This window comes from Pantoea dispersa (genome assembly GCF_019890955.1).
GTDB classification, from domain to species: Bacteria; Pseudomonadota; Gammaproteobacteria; order Enterobacterales; family Enterobacteriaceae; genus Pantoea; species Pantoea dispersa.
Genome location: NZ_CP082346.1, coordinates 3,986,567 through 4,007,810 on the forward strand (window position 1 = coordinate 3,986,567; position 21,244 = coordinate 4,007,810).

21 protein-coding genes are annotated in these 21,244 nt (G+C 55.1%); 18 read left to right on the top strand and 3 right to left on the bottom strand.

What is annotated here, in order from left to right; genetic code table 11:
- Positions 1 to 99: 99 nt before the first annotated feature.
- Positions 100 to 1,929, top strand: coding sequence for a glutamine--fructose-6-phosphate transaminase (isomerizing) (glmS, locus tag K7H94_RS18585; protein WP_215800516.1), 1,830 nt, complete (start codon positions 100 to 102; stop codon positions 1,927 to 1,929).
- 448 nt (positions 1,930 to 2,377) lie between these two features.
- Positions 2,378 to 3,196 carry a winged helix-turn-helix domain-containing protein gene (locus K7H94_RS18590; RefSeq protein ID WP_058758215.1) on the top strand — a complete coding sequence of 273 codons (819 nt, stop codon included), beginning with the start codon at positions 2,378 to 2,380 and terminating at the stop codon, positions 3,194 to 3,196.
- 49 nt (positions 3,197 to 3,245) lie between these two features.
- Here K7H94_RS18590 and K7H94_RS18595 read toward each other — a convergent pair whose 3' ends face one another.
- Positions 3,246 to 3,896 carry a LuxR C-terminal-related transcriptional regulator gene (locus K7H94_RS18595; RefSeq protein ID WP_058758214.1) on the bottom strand — a complete coding sequence of 217 codons (651 nt, stop codon included), beginning with the start codon at positions 3,894 to 3,896 and terminating at the stop codon, positions 3,246 to 3,248.
- A 591-nt stretch (positions 3,897 to 4,487) separates the two neighbouring features.
- Between K7H94_RS18595 and K7H94_RS18600 the strand changes: the two genes are divergently transcribed.
- From K7H94_RS18600 to K7H94_RS18670, 15 genes are all read left to right on the top strand, one after another.
- Entirely contained in the window at positions 4,488 to 5,021 is a 534-nt protein-coding gene (locus K7H94_RS18600) for a fimbrial protein (protein ID WP_058758213.1), read from the top strand.
- A 66-nt stretch (positions 5,022 to 5,087) separates the two neighbouring features.
- Positions 5,088 to 5,612, top strand: a complete 525-nt coding sequence (locus K7H94_RS18605; protein WP_058758212.1) for a fimbrial protein — start codon at positions 5,088 to 5,090, stop codon at positions 5,610 to 5,612.
- The gene (locus tag K7H94_RS18610) at positions 5,612 to 8,131 is read left to right on the top strand and encodes an outer membrane usher protein (protein WP_222951456.1); all 2,520 of its coding nucleotides are present in this window, start codon (positions 5,612 to 5,614) and stop codon (positions 8,129 to 8,131) included. The genes K7H94_RS18605 and K7H94_RS18610 overlap by 1 nt, the downstream gene beginning before the upstream one ends.
- A gap of 24 nt (positions 8,132 to 8,155) precedes the next feature.
- Positions 8,156 to 8,902 (top strand): fimbria/pilus periplasmic chaperone, encoded by a 747-nt coding sequence (locus K7H94_RS18615; protein WP_222951457.1) that lies wholly within the window; start codon positions 8,156 to 8,158, stop codon positions 8,900 to 8,902.
- 56 nt (positions 8,903 to 8,958) lie between these two features.
- Positions 8,959 to 9,462, top strand: a complete 504-nt coding sequence (locus K7H94_RS18620) for a fimbrial protein (protein ID WP_222951458.1) — start codon at positions 8,959 to 8,961, stop codon at positions 9,460 to 9,462.
- 20 nt (positions 9,463 to 9,482) lie between these two features.
- Positions 9,483 to 9,971 carry a fimbrial protein gene (locus tag K7H94_RS18625; protein ID WP_072209954.1) on the top strand — a complete coding sequence of 163 codons (489 nt, stop codon included), beginning with the start codon at positions 9,483 to 9,485 and terminating at the stop codon, positions 9,969 to 9,971.
- 1 nt (position 9,972) lies between these two features.
- A complete protein-coding gene (locus K7H94_RS18630; protein WP_141496839.1) occupies positions 9,973 to 10,455 on the top strand; it encodes a fimbrial protein in 483 nt (160 codons plus the stop codon).
- Entirely contained in the window at positions 10,455 to 10,976 is a 522-nt protein-coding gene (locus K7H94_RS18635) for a fimbrial protein (protein WP_222951459.1), read from the top strand. Before K7H94_RS18630 ends, K7H94_RS18635 begins: the two co-directional genes overlap by 1 nt.
- A gap of 15 nt (positions 10,977 to 10,991) precedes the next feature.
- The gene (locus K7H94_RS18640) at positions 10,992 to 11,822 is read left to right on the top strand and encodes a hypothetical protein (protein WP_222951460.1); all 831 of its coding nucleotides are present in this window, start codon (positions 10,992 to 10,994) and stop codon (positions 11,820 to 11,822) included.
- A gap of 166 nt (positions 11,823 to 11,988) precedes the next feature.
- Positions 11,989 to 13,032, top strand: coding sequence for a phosphate ABC transporter substrate-binding protein PstS (gene pstS, locus K7H94_RS18645; protein WP_127833474.1), 1,044 nt, complete (start codon positions 11,989 to 11,991; stop codon positions 13,030 to 13,032).
- An 86-nt stretch (positions 13,033 to 13,118) separates the two neighbouring features.
- A complete protein-coding gene (pstC, locus tag K7H94_RS18650) occupies positions 13,119 to 14,081 on the top strand; it encodes a phosphate ABC transporter permease PstC (RefSeq protein ID WP_031279603.1) in 963 nt (320 codons plus the stop codon).
- On the top strand, positions 14,078 to 14,965 hold the full coding sequence (gene pstA / locus K7H94_RS18655; protein ID WP_021506926.1) for a phosphate ABC transporter permease PstA: 888 nt from the start codon (positions 14,078 to 14,080) through the stop codon (positions 14,963 to 14,965). The genes pstC and pstA overlap by 4 nt, the downstream gene beginning before the upstream one ends.
- Positions 14,966 to 15,009: 44 nt before the next feature.
- The gene (gene pstB / locus K7H94_RS18660; RefSeq protein ID WP_021506925.1) at positions 15,010 to 15,783 is read left to right on the top strand and encodes a phosphate ABC transporter ATP-binding protein PstB; all 774 of its coding nucleotides are present in this window, start codon (positions 15,010 to 15,012) and stop codon (positions 15,781 to 15,783) included.
- 14 nt (positions 15,784 to 15,797) lie between these two features.
- Complete coding sequence (gene phoU, locus K7H94_RS18665; RefSeq protein ID WP_021506924.1) at positions 15,798 to 16,532, top strand: phosphate signaling complex protein PhoU; 735 nt, start codon at positions 15,798 to 15,800, stop codon at positions 16,530 to 16,532.
- Positions 16,533 to 16,651: 119 nt separating this feature from the next.
- The gene (locus tag K7H94_RS18670) at positions 16,652 to 17,890 is read left to right on the top strand and encodes an MFS transporter (RefSeq protein WP_058758206.1); all 1,239 of its coding nucleotides are present in this window, start codon (positions 16,652 to 16,654) and stop codon (positions 17,888 to 17,890) included.
- Between the two features lie 147 nt (positions 17,891 to 18,037).
- On the opposite strand, the gene yieH is transcribed toward K7H94_RS18670, so the two are convergent.
- On the bottom strand, positions 18,038 to 18,700 hold the full coding sequence (gene yieH, locus K7H94_RS18675; protein WP_058758205.1) for a 6-phosphogluconate phosphatase: 663 nt from the start codon (positions 18,698 to 18,700) through the stop codon (positions 18,038 to 18,040).
- 151 nt (positions 18,701 to 18,851) lie between these two features.
- On the opposite strand from yieH, the gene K7H94_RS18680 reads away from it, so the two are divergent.
- Positions 18,852 to 20,165 carry an NCS2 family permease gene (locus tag K7H94_RS18680; RefSeq protein WP_276523014.1) on the top strand — a complete coding sequence of 438 codons (1,314 nt, stop codon included), beginning with the start codon at positions 18,852 to 18,854 and terminating at the stop codon, positions 20,163 to 20,165.
- A 27-nt stretch (positions 20,166 to 20,192) separates the two neighbouring features.
- Here the strand turns inward: K7H94_RS18680 and K7H94_RS18685 are convergent, their stop codons facing one another.
- The gene (locus K7H94_RS18685; RefSeq protein WP_222951461.1) at positions 20,193 to 20,957 is read right to left on the bottom strand and encodes a 4'-phosphopantetheinyl transferase family protein; all 765 of its coding nucleotides are present in this window, start codon (positions 20,955 to 20,957) and stop codon (positions 20,193 to 20,195) included.
- Between the last annotated feature and the right edge of the window lie 287 nt (positions 20,958 to 21,244).

Consider the following 21,244-nt stretch of genomic DNA (forward strand, 5'->3'; position numbering starts at 1 on the left):
GGAATAGGAAGGGATCTCCCCCACTCTCTACAAGGCTCGGGGAACAATCAGGTCAGATGACAACGCAATGGCCGAAAGCCATGACGTCAGGAAATTACTATGTGTGGAATTGTTGGTGCAGTAGCGCAGCGTGATATCGCAGAAATTCTGCTGGAAGGGCTGCGTCGTCTTGAGTATCGCGGTTATGACTCTGCCGGTCTGGCGGTTGTCGATCGCCAGGGCCACATGACGCGGTTGCGTCGTCTGGGTAAAGTGGCCAATCTGGCAGAAGCGGCGGAGCAGCAGCCGCTGATTGGCGGAACCGGCATCGCGCACACCCGCTGGGCGACGCACGGTGAGCCGTCGGAAGCGAATGCGCATCCGCACGTCTCAGAGCACATTATTATTGTGCACAACGGCATCATTGAGAACCACGAACCGCTGCGTGAGCAGATGATCGCACGCGGTTACCGCTTTGCCTCCGAAACCGACACCGAAGTGGTGGCACACCTGGTGCACTGGGAGCAGAAACAGGGCGGTACGCTGCGCGAAGTGGTACTGCGGGTGATCCCGCAGCTGCGCGGGGCGTATGGCATGGTGATCATGGACAGCCGCGATCCGTCGGTGCTGGTGGCCGCGCGTTCCGGCAGCCCGCTGGTGATTGGCCGCGGCGTGGGCGAAAACTTTATCGCTTCCGATCAGCTGGCGCTGCTGCCGGTGACCCGCCGCTTTATCTACCTCGAAGAGGGGGATATTGCCGAAATTACCCGCCGCGAAGTGGCGATTATCGATCGCCACGGTAACCAGGCACAGCGCGCAGAGATCGAATCTAATGCGCAGTACGATGCCGGCGATAAAGGCGTCTACCGCCATTACATGCAGAAAGAGATCTACGAACAGCCGAACGCCATCAAAAACACGCTGGCCGGCCGCTTCCATGACGGCATTGTTGATCTCAGCGAGCTGGGCGCTAACGCGGAAACGCTGCTGAGCCAGGTGGAACATATCCAGATCATCGCCTGTGGCACCTCCTACAACTCCGGCATGGTGTCGCGTTACTGGTTTGAGTCGCTGGCCAACATCCCGTGTGACGTGGAAATCGCCTCCGAATTCCGCTATCGCAAATCGGCGGTGCGTAAAAACAGCCTGCTGATCACCCTGTCGCAATCCGGTGAAACCGCCGATACGCTGGCAGCGCTGCGCCTGTCCAAAGAGCTGGGCTATCTCGGTTCGCTGGCCATCTGCAACGTGGCGGGTTCGTCGCTGGTGCGTGAGTCAGATCTGGCGCTGATGACCAAAGCCGGTACCGAAATCGGCGTGGCCTCGACCAAAGCGTTCACCACCCAGCTGACGGTACTGCTGATGCTGGTGGCGAAGCTGGGCCGTCTGCACGGCATGCGTGCTGACACCGAGCATGAGATTGTTCATGCACTACAGGCGTTGCCGAGCCGCATTGAACAGATGCTGGCGCAGGATAAAGTGATCGAGAATCTCGCCGAAGGCTTCTCTGACAAGCATCACGCGCTGTTCCTCGGCCGTGGCGATCAGTATCCGATTGCCATGGAAGGGGCGCTGAAGCTGAAAGAGATCTCCTACATCCACGCCGAAGCCTATGCGGCGGGCGAGCTTAAGCACGGTCCGCTGGCGCTGATTGATGCCGATATGCCGGTGATTGTGGTGGCACCAAACAACGAGCTGCTGGAGAAGCTGAAATCCAACATTGAAGAGGTGCGCGCGCGCGGCGGTCTGCTGTACGTGTTTGCCGACCAGGATGCCGGTTTCAACGACAGCGAAGGCATGAAAATCATCCCGCTGCCGCACGTCGAAGAGGTGATTGCCCCAATCTTCTATACCGTGCCGCTGCAGTTGCTCTCCTACCACGTGGCGCTGATCAAAGGCACCGACGTCGACCAGCCGCGTAACCTGGCGAAATCGGTCACGGTGGAATAAGCGCCGCATCGTCAGTCAATACAAACCACAGCCTGCCAGCATGAGCGGCAGGCTTTTTTTTAGAAAAAAATCTTCCGCGTTCATTTTTTTGCAATATGTTTCATGCACTATGGCTGGCAATAAAAGGAAGTGACTTTACGATTTATTACCTGACGGTTGCATAATTATTTAACCGCCTGTGCTAAAACTCCTTTTTCAGGCCGCTTATCACCGGTTTATTGTTCTCATGTTTTAATTCCCCTTCGCAGTACAGATAATTTTTCATAAAAACACCCTTCCAATAACCTTATGATTGTAAAGGTTTAATTTTTTCTTGATAAAAAATAAGGAATATTCACAACTGTTTTTATTTCCTTCACGCAACTTATCGCGTATAGGATGGCCCAGCTTTATATCCACGCGGAGGCGAGGGTCTCTTATAAAGCCTCGTGCTTAAAAAGGAGCTGTTGTGAATATCTATCTTATTAATGATGACGTCATTTTTGATAGTGCAGCGGGTATACTGAAATCGATATCTCAGCCAGAAAATGACATCACGCTGCCGACATCTGCCGTCAGCTGTCTTGAGTTACTGCTTGTTAGCCAGGGAGAGCCGGTTAAAAAAAGCACGCTTCTTGAAGGAGCATGGCACCAGCGCGGATTTTTTGTGTCGGACAACAGCCTGAATCAGGTTATTGCCCTGTTACGTAAAAGCTTTACTCAGCTCCATCAGGATAAAAACCTGATTGTAACGGTGCCGCGGGTGGGCTACCAGTTCAGCTATGGTGTCAGCGTGGAGCTACTGGATAAACAGCGCCACGAGGAAACCCTGCAGCGCGTCAGCGTCGGGGATGCGCAGAAAGTGACGGTGGCAATACCCGACAGTAACTGCGAGCAGTATCGCCAGTCCGCTCAGCGTAATAAATTAAAGCTGTGTCTGGTCACGGTTTTATTGCTGGGAACGCTAGGGCTATTGTGGGACAGTCAGCCTTTTCACCGCTGGGTTGCCGAAGAGCAGGTGTTCATCCGGGAAGGCTTTTTAATCAATGATGTAGAGTTGTACGTCAGCGAAAAGATCATCAGAGACAGTACAAAAATCGCGCAGGCTAAGTCGTTAATACACCAGAACGAAGCGTTTAATCACCTGCTGGAAAACAAAAAAGAGATGAAGAAGGTCTACGTTGAAGATGCGATAGAAGCTAACGCATTTAGCTATTTTCTTTGTGATAGCGATATTCATCGCGTCAGGGCGCTTTGCCAGAACATCATCATATTGCAGCATCAGTAACCAGCCAGTTTTTACTGCACACAGCGGGAAGAGCTGTGTGCAGTTCCTCTCAAAACCATTCTAATTTCATTTTGGCCAGCGTTGAATTGCCCTCAATTCCCAGCTTTCTGAAAGCTGAGTATTTATAGCTGGCTGCCGTTTTGACATTGATAGCATGTTTATAGGCGATCTTGCTCAGTGAAATACCGGTTAACAGTTCGCGAATCACCGTATGCTCCCGGCGGGAAAGGCTGGATATCTTGCGGGCCAGCGCATCCTGATGCGGATCGGCATTTAATTGCTGCTCCAGGCGCGGACTGAGTGCGGTTTGTCCCTGAATACTGCTCTGCAACATCTCATTGACGGTGGTCAGCGGCTCGCGCTTGGAGATGACGGAATAAAAGGTGCGTTCACTCATCTTACGCGCAACAAAACTATCAATCGAGGTAAAGACGACGCCCCGGATGCTCGGGCATGCCGTTGAGAAGCTTAAAATGAAGTTCTTCTCTTTTGCGAAGTTTTTCGCTTCATCAGAAAAATAAAAGATGACGGCATGCGGTCGATTGCGCGATTTGCGGCAGTAGTCAATCAGCTCGATCAATTCAACCGGATGATGCCAGATATTCACTTTGCAGTGCTTTAAGTGGCTATTGGTAAAGGTATATAAGGCCGGTGCCATATAACCACTGAAATCAACGATAGCAACGCGGTAATTTTTCATCTGGATTCCTTTTGGTGAAATTACCGCTCCATAGTGTTTTTGCCCGGCAATTAACACAAGTTAATAGCTGTGATAAATGCTGAAGCGCCGGGGAATCCATTTGCCCGGGTACACATCTATAAAAAAACGTAGTCAGCACCGGTTTGGTCTTTTTGCCAGAATTGCACCTTAGGTAACTAAAGTTATTACCTGTAAAACAGACCTGTCGTGTTTTATGTTATGGTGAGTTGTGTTTGTTTTTTGTTGCAATTAACAATGCGATAATATTAATTTGATTATTATTTACATATCCCCGCTTAATTCCGAAAAAACCAAGCGCGATTAATGCCCTCATAACTGATCTGCATCATTCCAGTCCTGTGGGGTTGTGAATCACAAATTGTAAAAACACTATAAAAACAGGCAGTTAAGTTGTTAATTTTGTCAATAATTGTTTTTGCTCTCTGAGTTTGTGAATAGTTGTTTTTGATCTGGGATGTGTATTGCTTAACTTTCTCGTTTATCGAAAATGGGCGCCGAAGCAAACGGCATTGCTGTTGCGATTTAAATAAAACTTGATGACTCACTTTACTTAAACGGGAATGTATAAAAATGAAACTGAACAAAATCATGCTGGCTTCTGTAATGGCATTTGGTGTAGTAGCAGGCGCTCAGGCTGCAGGTAATGGTGCAGGTACCGTAACCTTCACCGGTTCTATTATTGATGCGCCTTGCTCAATCACCCCTGAAACCGTTGATCAGACTGTAGAACTGGGTCAGGTATCTAAAGCTCAGCTGGAAACCGCGAACAAAACCGGTAGCTCTAACCCGCGTCCTTTCCAGATCAAACTGGAAAACTGCGATACCGCGACGCTGAAAACCGTTACCACTACTTTCACCGGTGCCAGCTCACAGTATGACAAAGACCTGCTGGGCATGACCGGTACTGCTACCGGCGCCAGCATCGCCATCACCGACGGTTCTGGTAAGAAAATCGCACTGGGCCAGGCAACGGATGCACAGACTTTACAGGATGGTAACAACACCCTGAGCTTCGCAGCCTTCCTGCAGGGCGGCGGTGCTTCTGCCACCATCAATCCAGGTGAATTCCAGTCTATCGCTGACTTCTCTCTGGCCTACCAGTAATTCAGCACCCTTAGCTGGGGTGTGGCGTGTGGTTATTCACACGCCCGATATAATCAGGCGGAAATTATGAAAGCGTTTATCACTTTTGCCCTCAGTTCAGCGTTGTTGTCTCTTCCGGTATTTGCCACTGAAAGTGATAATGATAATGGTCGGGTAAAAATGCGCGGCGCGATCATTGTTTCCGCCTGTACCATTGATGCAGGTAATCAGGATCAGACGGTTGATTTTGAACAGACATCAATTACCGATGTGATGCGCGATCAGCGCAATGCGACCCAGGCATTTTCGCTGCGCCTGACCAACTGTATTCTGAGCGATACATTAATTAATTATAATAAGCGCAACTTTGACATTTCTTTTGATGGTGAAAAGCGTGACGGTTTGTTTAATGTCAGCGGCAAAAGCCGCGGCCTTGCTTTCAGCATTGATGATGCGCAATCCCATCAGCTTCAGCACTATTTAAGCAGCCACACCGTGGATGATTCCGGTATGGCGCTGAACTATATCGTACACTTTCAGCATAATCATCAAACGCTGGTTGAAGCGGGTGATTATTACAGCTCAGTACGCATGAAAATGGATTATCATTAATGCATCAGATTGCGAATAATAGCCCGCGCTTCCGCTTATCTGGTGCGCACATTCTCAGCGCGTTAATCAGCGTTGCCTTATTCTGGCCGGATTGTGCTCTGAGCGCCGAACTGCAATTTAACACTGACATGCTGGATATTAAGGAACGCGAGAATATTAATATTCAGCAGTTTTCGCAGAAAGGTTATATTCTGCCGGGGACTTACCCGATGGTGGTGTATCTCAACCAGAGTGAACTGCCAGAACAGGACATCACCTTTTTAGCTCCCGAGAATGATCCCGCCGGCAGTGAAGCCTGTATTACCCCTGCGCTGGTGGAACAGTGGGGGCTGCGCCCGGATGCGCAAAAGAAACTCAGCTGGTGGCATAACGGCCAGTGCCTGACCCTCAGCAGCCTGGAAGGCGCAGAAGCGCGCGGCGATCTGGGTAACTCAGCGCTGCGCATCAACCTGCCACAGGCTTATCTGGAGTACAGCTCGCCAGACTGGGATCCGCCTGCGCGCTGGGATGAGGGCGTGCCCGGCGTTTTGTTTGATTACAACCTGTATGCCCAGGCCAGCCGTCAGCAGGCCAGCGGCAGCAAATATTACAACCTGAGCGGTAACGGCACCAGTGGTGCTAACGTTGGGCCGTGGCGCGTGCGCGCCGACTGGCAGGCGTCGCACGTCCAGAACTCTACCGGCATGTCAGACACCCGCTGGGACTGGAGCCGCTTTTATGCCTATCGCGCGCTGCCGCACCTGCGTGCGCAGCTGTCGCTGGGCGAAAATTACCTCTATTCAGACGTGTTTGACAGTTTCCGTTTTACCGGCGTCAGCCTGAACTCCAACGATAATATGCTGCCACCGAACCTGCGTGGCTATGCGCCCGAGGTAACCGGGATTGCCAAAACCAATGCCAAAGTGGTGATCAGCCAGCAGGGACGTGTCATTTATGAAACGCACGTCGCCACCGGGCCGTTCCGTATCCAGGACATTAACGATGCGGTCAACGGTACGCTGGATGTGCGCGTTGAGGAGCAGGACGGCACGGTACAGAAATTTACCGTCAATACGGCGTCGGTGCCGTACTTAACCCGCCCGGGACGCGTGCGCTACAAATTAGCCACCGGCAGACCGTCGGATTTCCGCCATCACATTAACGGCCCAACCTTTGCTGCCGGTGAGTATTCGTGGGGGATCAATAACGGCTGGTCGCTGTACGGCGGCGGTATCGCCAGTGCGCGCTACGGCGCGGTTTCCGTGGGGCTGGGGCGTGACCTGCTGTTCCTCGGCGCGCTGTCGTTTGACGCCACCCAGTCGCAGGCAAAGCTGCCGCACACTGGTACCCAGAGCGGTCGCTCCTACCGCCTGAGCTACTCCAAGCGGTTTGAAGAGTATGACAGCCAGGTGACGTTTGCCGGCTACCGCTTCTCACAGCGCAACTTTATGACCATGGGCGATTATCTCAATGCGCAGCGTGATGCGCGCCGTAACGGGCGCAACAAAGAGATGTACACCGTGACGCTGAACAAATCGTTTCGTGATTTGGGTGTTACCGCTTACCTCAGTTACACCCATCAGAGCTACTGGAACCGTCCGGCGAGCGATAACTTCAGCCTGTCGATGTCGCGCTACTTTGACATTGGCCGCCTGAAAAACGTCAGCGTTTCGCTGGCGGCCTATCGCAACAAATTTAATAAAGTCACCGATGATGGCGCTTATATTTCGCTGTCGTTCCCGTTCGGCAACAGCAGCAATATCAGCTACAGCGCTGATGTGAAGCGCGATGACACCAGTCACGACGTCAGTTATTACGATCGCGTCAACGAAAACAGCAGTTATCAGCTGCGCGCAGGCCACAGCCGGCGCGGTAACAGCATGGGCGGTTACGTGTCGCATCACGGCGATATCGCTGATACCACCGCCAGCATCAACTATCAGGAAGGGCAGTACAGCAGCCTGAGTGTGTCTGCCCAGGGCGGCGCGGTGCTGACCCCTGAAGGCGGCGCGCTGCACCGCAACATGATGCTGGGCGGAACCCGACTGTTAGTGGATACCAGCGGCGTGCCTGACGTGCCGGTGCGCGGCTTTGGTGCACCGGTATACACCAACCGCTTTGGTAAAGCGGTGATCAGCGATGTCAACAGCTATTACCGCAGCAGCGCCCGCATTGACTTTGGCAAACTGGATGACAACGCCGAAGCCACCCGTTCGGTGGTGCAAACCACCCTGACTGAAGGCGCCATAGGCTACCGTCGCTTTAACGTAATTGCCGGTGCTAAAGCGATGGCGATCATTCGCCTGGCAGACGGCTCGGTGCCGCCGTTCGGTGCCAGCGTGATGAACAGTAAAAAGCAGGAAACCGGCATCATTTACGATCAGGGCAACATCTATTTGAGCGGTGTCCATCCGGCGGAACGGATGGACGTGAGCTGGAATGGCCAGGTGCAGTGTTCCGTCACGCTGCCTGCCACGCTGCCTGATGACCTGTACAGCGGATTACTTTTACCGTGCCTGCGGGAAGACGAAAAAATTTAATTCTTTAAAGGGGCAAAGTTAACCATGCATACCTCAGTAAAAACAGTTCTGGCGACGCTGCTCACGCTGGCGACCGCACAGCAGGCGCTGGCCGCGGTGGCGCTGGATCGTACCCGGGTGATCTATAACGGTAATGAAAAGGCGGTCAGCCTGACCATTCGTAACCAGAACGAGAAATTACCCTATCTGGCGCAGGGCTGGATTGAAGATGAGCAGGGCAATAAGCTGAATGGCCCGCTGGTGCTGCTGCCGCCGGTGCAGCGCATCGAGCCGGGTGAAAAGAGCCAGATGAAGGTGCAGGCGCTGCCGGCGGCGGCGCAGCTGCCGCAGGATCGTGAAAGCGTTTACTACTTTAACCTGCGCGAAATCCCGCCGCGCAGCGAGAAGCCTAACGTGCTGCAGATTGCGCTGCAAACCCGTGTCAAGCTGTTCTACCGGCCGGCGGCAATCGTGCCGGATCGCAAAGCGATGGAGAATCCATGGCAGGAGCAGCTGACGTTGACCCGTCAGGGCGATAGCTACATGGCACACAACCCGACGCCGTATTACATTACCCTGGTTGATGCCACGACGCACAAGGAAGGCAAAACGGTGGCGGGCTTTGCGCCGCTGATGGTGCCGCCGAAGGGCAGCATTAAGTTGGGCGGCAGCGCCAGCGCGCTGGGCAACGCGCCGGTGTTAACCTACATCAACGACTACGGTGGCCGTCCGGCGCTGACCTTCCGCTGCGCCAGCGACTGCCGTGTGGTGCCGGAAAAGCGCCAGCAGTAATCACGCGGACGAGAAAACGATGCCGTTCATCACCGCAGAGCGCAGCAGGCGAAATTATGAAGCGTAAATTAACGGGCCTGACCCTGATGCTGGCCGCACTGAACGCGACTGGGCCTTTATTCAGCCACGCCGAGACGGCTTCCACCGAAATAAGAATCAGTGGAACCGTTCAGGCCGGGTCGGGCTGCGTCATTAATAATAATCAGCCGATTACCGTTGAATTTGGCCGGGTAAATATCGATGAAATAAATGGGTTTAATTATCTGCAGCCGGTCCCGTTTACTATGAATTGTAATGAGATACCCAGTAATAGTATGAGGATTCAGGTTACCGGGACGATCTCGAGCTTTCATCCCAGCCTGCTGGCAACCACAAAAGCGAATCTCGGGATTGCTTTTTATGATCCTGATGATTACAACCTTGCGGTGAATAATAGCTGGTACAGTTTCACCTATCCTGATGTACCGAAAATTACGGCTGCGCCCTATAAGCGAAGTAGTGCGACGTTAACCAGTGGGGATTTTACTGCAACGGCGTTGCTGGTAATTGAATTACAATAACCACAGTTAAAGGATAACTAATGAATAAATTGATTTTGCTGGCGATCTTGTTTAATGCGTTTGTATTACCGGTTCACGCGTTCGATATTCAGGCTCAGTTTCACGGTACGCTGGTTGAACCCCCTTCGTGTGAGGTGAATGGAGCCAAACCGATCGATGTGGATTTTGGTAGCCAGGTGGTCACTACCGAAGTTGACGGCGTCAATTATATCAAGCCGGTGACTTTTACCCTGGACTGTAAAAATAACCCGAAAAATACCATGCGCATGCAGTTCAGCGGCACCGCGCCGTCATGGGATACCAAAGTGCTGACCACCAATAATACTAACCTGGGGATCAAACTGCTGCAGGGCAGCGGCTCCGGCACCCAGCTGAGCCTCAATACCTGGCTCAGCTTTACCTATCCGACGCTGCCGGTACTGCAGGCGGTGCCGGTGAAAAAAACCGGCAGCACGCTGACGGCCGGCGCGTTCAACGGCAACGCCACGCTAAAAGTGGAATTCATCTGATATGCAACCGCTGACGCTTCTAATGTTGCTGGCGCTGCTCGCCTGCTCTGCGCGCGCAGAGGAGGTGAGCTTTTACGGTGTGTTGGTGCCGCCGCCGCAGTGCACCATCAGCGGCGGCAATACGCTGGAAATTGATTTTGGCGATAAGCTCGGCGTCAACAAAATCGACGGCGTCAACTACCGCAAACAGGTGGAGTACCAGCTGGAGTGTCCGCCGCTCGATCCTGAGGCGCCGCCCATGCAGCTGCAGCTGGCGGTGAACGGCGTGGCCACTGCCTTCGACAACGCGGCTTTGCAAACTAACGTGGCCGATTTGGGCCTGCGGCTGACCGCTGACGATAAGCCGCTGCCGCTCAACACGCGCATTCCCCTTGATCCGCTGCGCCCGCCAGCACTGTGGGCGGTGCCTGTGAAAGATCCCAATGGCACCCTGCAGGAAGGGGCATTTGAGGCCAGCGCTACCCTGCTGGCGGAGTATCAGTAATGAAGCCTTTAATCAGAGCCGCACTGCTGTGGCTGGCATTCGGGCACGCAGCGGCGCAGGCGGCGGATAACCTGCATTTCACCGGCGCGCTGGTGCAGGAAGCCTGCACCCTCCGGCCGGGTGATGAAGAGCTACAGATCGATCTCGGCGCAACGCCGGATAAATACCTGTATCTCAATCAGCGCACGCGCGGCAAGCCATTCAGCCTGCACCTCGAGAACTGCGACCCCGCACTCGGCAATACGCTGGAGATCACCTTCAGCGGTAGAGAGAGCGCGGCACTGCCGGGGCTGCTGACGCCGGATGCCGGCAGCCAGGCGCGTGGCATCGCCATCGGGCTGGAAACGCCGCAGGGTAAAGCCCTGCCGTTTAACCAGCCGGCCAGCTTTGCCGTACAGGCGGGGATGACTCAGCTGGATTTTTTCAGCTATATCGCTGGTGAGCCTGATGCCATCAAAGATAAAAATATCGTCAGGGGGCTATTTACGCTATCCGGCACCTTTGCCATCTCTTATCATTAATTTTAGGGTGAGTTCATGATGAGTATGAAATTTTATTTTTTATTTTTTGTTTTTTATTTGTTTTCGGTAAAAACAGAAGCGGTTGTAAAGATAAACTCCATTGTTACTCCTCTGGAGGATTGTCCTTATGACAAATACCCGGATAAAAATAATAATGTTTCAGGATCTGGGGCTTGTTTATTTAATATTACAGCTACTGGCGTGAGTGGTAGTGATAACACGTATATTAAAAACGAATATCTTACTGATTTTTATGTGCATATAGCGGTGATGTATAGATATACAACACCTGTTATAGCATATAGTATTCCTATCCCTAACGTAAAGGAGGGCACGGTAAATGAAATAGCTGCACTGGCAATTAGTGAATGGGGGCTTAGAGTCGTAAATCTCCTAACGTATTCTGATAATCCCATAGCTAAAGTTTGTGTGGCGGTAGGTGAGGTAGCTAACTACACACGCCCGGAATTCGGTAATGAATGTGGAAGTGTCGATCCTGGCCCCGATCCTGACCCTAATCCCGGCAGCTGTGATCTCGGCGGCCCCTATTATTTAAGCCATGGTTCAATGGTCGTTGACTCTGTTAACGGCAACGAAGCACGCGTCAACATCAACGTCAGCTGCACCCAGGACGCTATGATGACCATTATGGCACCCAATGAGTTGGATCTGGGTCTGAACATTGTCAGCCAAATAACGCTGGACGGACTAAAACCTGACGGATTAAATCTGAGCTTCTCAAAACCGGGCCGCCCGCTGGTATTCGCTTCAAAACTGCAAACTATCGGTACGCCCGAAGCTGGCACCTTTGACAAGGTTTACCTGCTGCAGGCCACCATTCAGTAACCTGCTTCCTTTATAGTGATGACAATCGCCGCCTCGGCGATTGTCATATTACTGTCACAATTCGTACATTTCACTGTCATCAAACTGTCCTATTTTGCCTCCAGCAGCAATCACTGACTCTTACTAAAACGGCGTCAAGCCTGATTTTTAATCCCCTGGAGGGAACATGACACTGATGCGTAGCACCGTAGCCCGAATTCTCGCCGCCACCTTCGCAGTAAGCGCGGTTTCTGCTTTTGCAGCCACCGACCTGACAGGCGCAGGCGGGACGTTCCCGGCACCGGTTTATGCCAAGTGGGCAGCAGAGTATCAGCAAGCCACCGGTAGCAAAATCAACTATCAGGGTATTGGTTCCTCGGGTGGCGTGAAGCAAATTATCGCCAAAACCGTGGATTTCGGTGCGTCCGATGCGCCGATGAAAGAGGAAGATCTGCAGAAAAATGGCCTGTTCCAGTTCCCGACGGTGATCGGTGGCGTGGTGCTGGCGGTGAACATTCCCGGCGTTAAATCCGGTGAGCTGACGCTCGACGGTAAAACGGTCGGCGACATCTATCTCGGTACCATCAAAAAGTGGAACGATCCGGCGATCACCAAACTGAACCCGGGCGTGAAGCTGCCAGACACCAACATCAACGTGGTGCGCCGCGCGGATGGTTCCGGCACCTCTTTCGTCTTCACCAGCTACCTGTCTAAAGTGAACGAGACCTGGAACAGCAAAATCGGTAAAGGCAACACCGTTAACTGGCCAACCGGCCTGGGCGGTAAAGGTAACGACGGCGTGGCCGCGTTTGTACAGCGTCTGCCGGGCTCGATTGGCTACGTAGAGTACGCCTACGCCAAACAGAACAACCTGACTTACACCAAACTGGTTGATGCCGACGGCAAGCCAGTGGCACCGAGCGAAGCCAGCTTTGCGAACGCCGCCAAAGGCGCTGACTGGAGCAAAACCTTTGCCCAGGATCTGACCTTCCAGAAAGGCAACGACGCATGGCCGATCACCTCAACCACCTTCATCCTGATCTATAAAGAGCAGGCGAATGCGGAGAAGGGCAGTGAAGTGCTGAAGTTCTTTGACTGGGCGTACAAAGGCGGCAGCAAAACGGCTACGGCGCTGGATTACGCAGCGCTGCCAGAGAGCGTAGCGAATCAGATTCGTGCTGCCTGGAAAGCCAACATCAAAGACAGTTCCGGTAAAGCGCTGTACCAGTAAGTGTATGACCCGGCCAGCGTCCGCGCTGGCCAGCCTGATGGGCGGCCTCGTTGCCGCCCTGATTACCCTCTGAGATCGAGAATTCTATGGCTGCCACTAAGCCGACGTTTAAAGCACCGGGCAAGCAAGGCGACATGATATTCGGCGCGCTGGTGAAGCTCTCCGCGCTGATCGTGTTACTGCTGCTGGGTGGCATTATCGTCTCCCTGATTTTCTCCTCCTGGCCGAGCATCCAGAAATTTGGCTTCTCCTTTCTGTGGACCAAAACCTGGGATGCGCCAAACGAAGAATTTGGTGCGCTGGTGCCGATTTACGGCACCCTCGTAACCTCACTGATTGCCTTAATCATCGCGGTGCCGGTGAGTTTTGGTATCGCCCTGTTTCTGACCGAACTGGCGCCAAACTGGCTGCGCCGTCCGCTGGGTACCGCGATTGAGCTGCTGGCGGCCATTCCCAGCATCGTGTACGGCATGTGGGGCCTGTTTATCTTTGCTCCGCTGTTCGCGGAGTATTTCCAGACGCCGGTTGGCGACGTGCTGGCAAATATCCCGATCGTCGGCGCGCTGTTCTCCGGTCCGGCCTTCGGCATCGGCATTCTGGCGGCGGGCGTGATCCTCGCCATCATGATCATCCCTTACATCGCCTCGGTGATGCGCGATGTGTTCGAACAGACGCCGGTGATGATGAAAGAGTCGGCCTACGGCATCGGCTGCACCACCTGGGAAGTGATCTGGCGCATCGTGCTGCCGTTCACCAAAAACGGCGTGATCGGCGGCGTGATGCTGGGTCTCGGCCGCGCGCTGGGCGAAACCATGGCGGTCACCTTTATCATCGGTAATACCTACCAGCTGGACAGCGCGTCGCTGTTTATGCCCGGCAACAGTATCACCTCAGCGCTGGCGAACGAGTTCGCCGAAGCCGAATCCGGCGTGCACGTGGCGGCGCTGATGGAGCTGGGCCTGATTCTGTTCGTGATTACCTTTATCGTTCTGGCGATCTCCAAACTGATGATCCTGCGTCTGGCGAAGAGTGAAGGAGCCCGTTCATGACAGCAATTGAAATGCAGGCGCGCGCCGAGCTGGAAGCCTCGCGCCGTAAAATGCAGGCGTGGCGCAGCACCAAAAACAAAATTGCCCTGACGCTCTCGCTGCTGACCATGGCGTTTGGCCTGTTCTGGCTGATCTGGATTCTGTTCACCACCGTCACGAAAGGGATCGACGGCCTGAGCTGGACGCTGTTTACCGAATCCACGCCGCCGCCCAACACCGCGGGCGGTGGTCTGGCGAACGCCCTGGCGGGCAGCGGCCTGCTGATTTTCTGGTCCACCTTCTTTGGCACGCCGCTGGGCATTCTGGCGGGTATCTACCTGGCAGAATATGGCCGCAAGCACTGGCTGGCGGAAGTGATTCGCTTCATTAACGACATCCTGCTGTCCGCGCCGTCGATTGTGGTCGGCCTGTTCGTGTACACCATCGTGGTGGCGCAGATGCAGCACTTCTCCGGCTGGGCCGGTGTGATAGCGCTGGCGCTGCTGCAGGTGCCTATTGTGATTCGTACCACCGAGAACATGCTGCGGCTGGTGCCAGACAGCATGCGTGAAGCGGCTTATGCGCTGGGCACGCCGAAGTGGAAGATGATCTCGGCGATTACGCTGAAAGCCTCGGTCTCCGGCATCATTACCGGTGTGCTGCTGGCGATTGCGCGCATTGCCGGTGAAACCGCACCGCTGCTGTTCACCGCGCTGTCGAACCAGTTCTGGAGCACCGACATGATGCAGCCGCTGGCCAACCTGCCAGTGACCATCTTCAAATTCGCCATGAGCCCGTTTGCCGAATGGCAGAGCCTGGCGTGGGCTGGTGTGCTGATTATTACGCTGTGCGTGCTGCTGCTGAACATCGTGGCGCGCGTGATTTTCGCCAAAGGCAAACACTAATTTTCCGGCGCGGCTTCGGCGGCGCTGCACATGAGAGATGAGCAATGAGTATGGCAACTCCTTCTGCCGGTAAAATTCAGGTGCGCAATCTGAACTTCCATTACGGTAAGTTCCACGCGCTGAAGAACATCAATCTGGATATCGCCAAAAACCAGGTGACGGCGTTTATCGGTCCGTCGGGCTGCGGCAAATCCACCCTGCTGCGCACCTTCAACAAAATGTACTCGCTCTATCCGGAGCAGCGTGCTGAGGGTGAAATTCTGCTGGATGGCGACAACATTCTGGCATCGCATCAGGATATCGCCCTGCTGCGCGCGCGCGTCGGCATGGTGTTCCAGAAGCCGACGCCGTTCCCGATGTCGATTTATGACAACATCGCCTTTGGCGTGCGACTGTTTGAGAAGCTGTCGCGTGCCGATATGGACGAGCGCGTGCAGTGGGCGCTGAGCAAAGCCGCGCTGTGGAATGAAACCAAAGACAAGCTGCACCAGAGCGGTTACAGTCTCTCCGGCGGTCAGCAGCAGCGTCTGTGCATCGCGCGCGGCATCGCGATTCGCCCGGAAGTGCTGCTGCTGGATGAGCCATGTTCGGCGCTGGACCCGATCTCCACCGGGCGCATCGAAGAGCTGATCACCGAGCTGAAGCAGGATTACACCGTGGTCATCGTGACCCACAACATGCAGCAGGCGGCGCGCTGTTCCGATCACACGGCGTTTATGTATCTGGGCGAGCTGATTGAGTTCAGCGACACCGACACGCTGTTTACCAAGCCAGCGCAGAAGCAGACAGAAGATTACATCACCGGTCGTTACGGCTGATTCAGGAGAGAAACATGGATAATTTAAATCTGAACAAACATATCTCCGGTCAGTTCAACGCGGAGCTGGAGCACATTCGTACTCAGGTGATGATCATGGGTGGCATGGTGGAGCAGCAGCTTACCGATGCCATCACCGCGATGCATAACCAGGATGGCGAACTGGCGCGCCGGGTGATCGACGGTGACCAGAAGGTCAACATGATGGAAGTGGAGATCGATGAAGCCTGTGTGCGCATCATCGCCAAGCGTCAGCCTACCGCCAGCGACCTGCGTCTGGTGATGGCGATCATCAAAACCATTTCGGAGCTGGAACGCATCGGCGACGTGGCGGAGAAGATCAGCCGTACCGCGCTGGAGAAGTTCGGTCAGCAGCATCTGCCGCTGCTGGTGAGCCTCGAGTCGCTCGGGCATCACACCGTGCAGATGCTGCACGATGTGCTGGATGCCTTCGCGCGCATGGATCTCAACGAAGCCATTAAGATCTACCGCGAAGACAAAAAGGTGGATAAAGAGTACGAAGGCATTGTGCGCCAGCTGATGACCTACATGATGGAAGATCCGCGCACCATTCCCAGCGTGCTCACCGCGCTGTTCTGCGCGCGCGCCATCGAGCGCATCGGTGACCGCTGCCAGAACATCTGTGAAATTATCTTCTATTTCGTGAAAGGTCAGGATTTCCGTCACGTGGGCGGTGACAAGCTGGATGAACTGCTGTCGGGCGACGACGGCAGCAATAAACCCTCCTGATTGACGTGATGACTGCCTGTTAGCGCTGAGGCTGACAGGCAGTGCGCTTGATTTCTGCCTGTTCTCAACCTGCCGCTCTCTTTATACTTGGCGCACATTTTTCTGCCAGGTGCTGTTTTATGTCCTCTGCAAATAACAACAAAACCGCCGTTACGCCGGCGAAAGCGATGGTGGCTGCCGTCAGCGGCTATGCCATGGATGGATTTGATCTGCTGATTCTGGGATTTATGCTGCCGGCGATCAGCGTGTCGCTGGCGCTGGATGCGTCGCAGGCCGGTTCGCTGGTGACCTGGACGCTGATCGGCGCGGTGGTCGGCGGCATTGTGTTTGGTCATCTGAGCGATCGCTATGGCCGCATCCGCATTCTGACCGTGACGATCCTGATGTTCTCACTGTTCACCGGGCTGTGCGCCGTGGCGCAGGGCTACTGGGATCTGCTGGCGTATCGTACGCTGGCCGGCATGGGACTGGGCGGTGAGTTTGGCATCGGCATGGCGCTGATTGCCGAAGCCTGGCCGAAGGAGAAGCGTAACCGCGCCTCGGCGTGGGTCGGTATCGGCTGGCAGCTCGGCGTATTGCTGGCGGCCTTTATCACGCCGCCGCTGCTAAGCGTGATTGGCTGGCGCGGTATGTTCCTGGTTGGCCTGCTGCCGGCGCTGGTGTCGTTTGTGATTCGCCGCAGCATGGGCGAGCCGGAAGCCTTCACCCGCCATGTGGAAAAAACCCCGCAGCTCTCCTTTTCCGCGCGCATTAAACTGCTGTTTGCCGATCGCGCCACCAGCAAAGCCAGCCTCGGCATTCTGATTCTTTGTTCAGTGCAGAATTTTGGCTATTACGGCCTGATGATCTGGATGCCAAGCTATCTCTCTTCCAGCTTCGGCTTCAGCCTGACCAAATCCGGCTTGTGGACGGCCGTTACGGTGGTGGGCATGACGTTCGGCATCTGGCTGTTCGGCGTGCTGGCGGACCGCTTTGCGCGCTGGAAGATTTTCCTGCTGTACCAGTTTGGTGCCGTGGCGATGGTGGTGGTTTACGCCCAGCTGCGTGACCCGACGGTGATGCTGTTTACCGGTGCTATCATGGGGATGTTTGTTAACGGCATGATTGGCGGCTACGGCGCGCTGATCTCGGACACGTTCCCACCGCAGGCGCGCGCCACCGCGCAGAACGTGCTGTTCAACCTCGGCCGCGGCGTCGGCGGTTTCGGCCCGCTGGTGATCGGCATGCTGGCCACGCATATTTCTTTCACCGCTGCGATTACGCTGCTGGCGCTGATTTATCTGCTGGATATCGTCGCCACGCTGTTCCTGCTGCCAAAAAACCAGGGCAATGAGGATTCGCTGGGCGCGATTGGGTGATTTTTTCCCCTCACCCTAACCCTCTCCCGCAAACGGGAGAGGGAGTCGTCTGGTGTGGTATGTAGGTGGGCACTTTTGTTCAACCCCGCTCGATCAGCCCCTTCTCCCGCTGGCGGGAGAAGGCTGGGATGAGGGGGCTGCGCGCACTTACCTGACCAAATCCCAGCCACGTGCACGCCACAGCGCTGGCAGCTGCGCCATATCGTCAAAACGCGTCACCAGCGGGTGATCAATCACCGGATTGTGTGCATCGGCACAGTAGTAAAACACCGGTATGCCAGCGGCGATGCCAGCCCGCGCGCCAGCCTCTGAATCATCCACCAGAATGCACTTTTCAATCGGCACCTGCATCTGTTCCGCCGCGTGATACATCAGCTCCGGATCCGGCTTCCAGTGATTAATGTCATAGCCGCTGTACAGGCGTCCGCTCAGATACGGCAGCATGCCGGTCAGCCCCAGCGAATGCTCCATCTTCTTCACCGTACCGTTCGACACCACGCACATCGGCACCTTCACGCGCTCCACCAGCGCTCTGGCGCCGGCAATCGGCTGCAGATCAAGATCAAACAGGCGCGCCACTTCCGCGCGGTAGGCACTCTCCACCTCAGCCAGCGGCAGCGTCACCTGATGCTGTGCCGTCACATCGCGGATGATGTCGTAAAGCTTCACCCCTTTGTACTGTTCAAACATCTGCTGTAGCGAGAGTTCGATACCGTAACGGGCAAAGGTGTTGACGTAGGACTGCGTGCAGATCACTTCGCTGTCGACCAGCGTGCCGTCGCAATCAAAAAAGATACATTCAACTGACATCGCGCCTCATCCTTTTAGTAAACAATAAGCTGTCACTCTAGCGCACTCAGCGCAGAAAGCGACCCCAGGCAACCGGTTGCGAAAAATCAGTGTTTTGCGGCGCTAAAGTCTATAGGATACGCGGCGATAAATTTTTCATCGGAACAGCGAAATGAACGAGCAGGGCCTTTTGCAGCGTATTTTCAGGCTGCAGGAACACGGAACCACCGCACGCACCGAAGTGATTGCCGGTTTCACTACTTTCCTGACGATGGTGTACATCGTCTTCGTTAACCCGCAGATTCTTGGTGCCGCAGGCATGGACACCCAGGCGGTGTTTGTCACCACCTGCCTGATTGCTGCGTTCGGCAGCATCCTGATGGGGCTGGTGGCCAATCTGCCGGTGGCGCTGGCACCGGCCATGGGCCTCAACGCCTTCTTTGCCTTTGTGGTGGTAGGTGCGATGGGCTACTCGTGGCAGGTTGGCATGGGCGCGATCTTCTGGGGCGCGCTGGGGCTGCTGATCCTGACGCTGCTGCGCGTACGCTACTGGATGATCGCCAATATTCCGCTCAGCCTGCGCGTGGGCATCACCGCCGGTATCGGTCTGTTCATCGCCATGATGGGGCTGAAAAACGCCGGCATTATTGTGCCCAACGCGGACACCATCGTGACCGTCGGCAACCTGGCCTCGCACAACGTGCTGCTTGGTGCGCTCGGCTTCTTTATCATTGCGATTCTGGCGTCGCGCAACATCCACGCGGCGGTGCTGGTCTCTATCGTCGTGACCACCGCGATCGGTCTGCTGCTGGGCGACGTGAAGTTTACCGGGCTGTTCGCCGCGCCGCCGGCCATCACCTCGGTGGTCGGCCAGGTCGATATCAAAGGCGCGTTCAACGTGAGCATGGCGGGCGTGATCTTCGCCTTCATGCTGGTCAATCTGTTTGACTCATCCGGTACGCTGATTGGCGTAACCGATAAAGCGGGCCTGACCGATGAGAAAGGTACTTTTCCGCGCATGAAACAGGCGCTGTTCGTGGATAGCATCAGCTCCGTCACCGGTTCGCTGATCGGCACCTCTTCGGTGACGGCGTACATCGAAAGCTCATCCGGCGTGGCGATTGGTGGCCGTACCGGCCTGATGGCGGTAGTGACCGGCATCCTGTTCCTGCTGGTGATGTTCCTGTCGCCGCTGGCTGCCATGGTGCCCGCCTATGCGGCGGCTGGCGCGCTGATTTATGTCGGCGTACTGATGACGGCTTCGCTGGCGCGCGTGCGCTGGGACGATCTCACCGAAGCGGTGCCGGCGTTTGTCACGGCGGCGATGATGCCGTTCAGCTTCTCGATCACCGAAGGTATTGCGCTCGGTTTTATCTCTTACTGCGTGATGAAACTCGGCACCGGACGCTGGCGTGAAATCAGCCCGTGCGTGGTGGTGGTGGCGCTGCTATTTGTGCTGAAAATCGCTTTTATCGACGCGCACTAAACGCAACAGGCCGCGGGTGTGGCCTGGTTATCCGGGATGCCTGACTTCCGGCTGGCTGGCGACACGCTCGCCGGGCAGGCTGGTGAGGCGCAGGGTGCGCGGCCCGATGTTGGGTTTGCTCATCTCCACATCGCGCAGCGACTGCCACTGCTGCTGCGCATCAATCTCCCACAGCCGTAAACGTTCAGTGCCGGGCGACAGCGCGCAGGACCACACCAGCGTCGGCTCGGCATCACACACCGCCTGAATATCGGGATAGACGCTGGATCGCAGCCGACCCGCAGCCGGATGCAGCCGCAGCGCATCAATACCGCTGTTGGCTTCGCCGGTCAGTTTGAGGATGCTCTGGCGTAGCGTCCAGATCTGCGTCACCGCTTCCATAAAATCCTGCTGTGCGTTAATCCACGCCTTTTCACCCGATGACAGCCCCTGCGTGAGGGCATCCTGTGCCTGACGGCTATGCGCCCGAACGATTTCCATATCCAGGCCAGCGCGCCCGCCTTCTTCCGCCAGCAGCACGCCGACCATATTACCGGCATAGGAGATACTGAAGTCAGGCAAATTAGGATCGGCAAAGCAGGGACGACCGCTGCTGCTGGCGATCAACGGTGGCAGGTCACGAATACCATAGACGCGCAGCATCAGCTGGGCCAGCAGCGCGCGTGCGGCAAGAAAGCGGCCGCGGCGCTTATCAGGCAGGTGCCCGGCGCTGGTCATCACATCCTGTGGAACCCGCATGGTCTCTGGGGTGAGGGGCGGGCTAACCACCCAACGAACAAAATGACTAGCCATCTGTCGCTCCGTGAAAATGGTCGGATAATCATCAGGGCTATTGTAAGAATTTTCTCATGGGTTTGCATCCGGCTTACGCTGGATAGCCAGTAAATTCAGATAAGGACGAGGCGAATCTCATTGCCATGAGCTGCAATTGAATATGAGGCTTTTGCACATTGGTGTCGGATGGGGTGCCGAAGCGGCGGATGTGGTGTAGGATTTGGACAGGAAAGAGCTGCACAATGAAGTGCTTAAATTATTCACCTATCTGCCAATCGTGCGCATCGCAAACCATGCACGTCGGA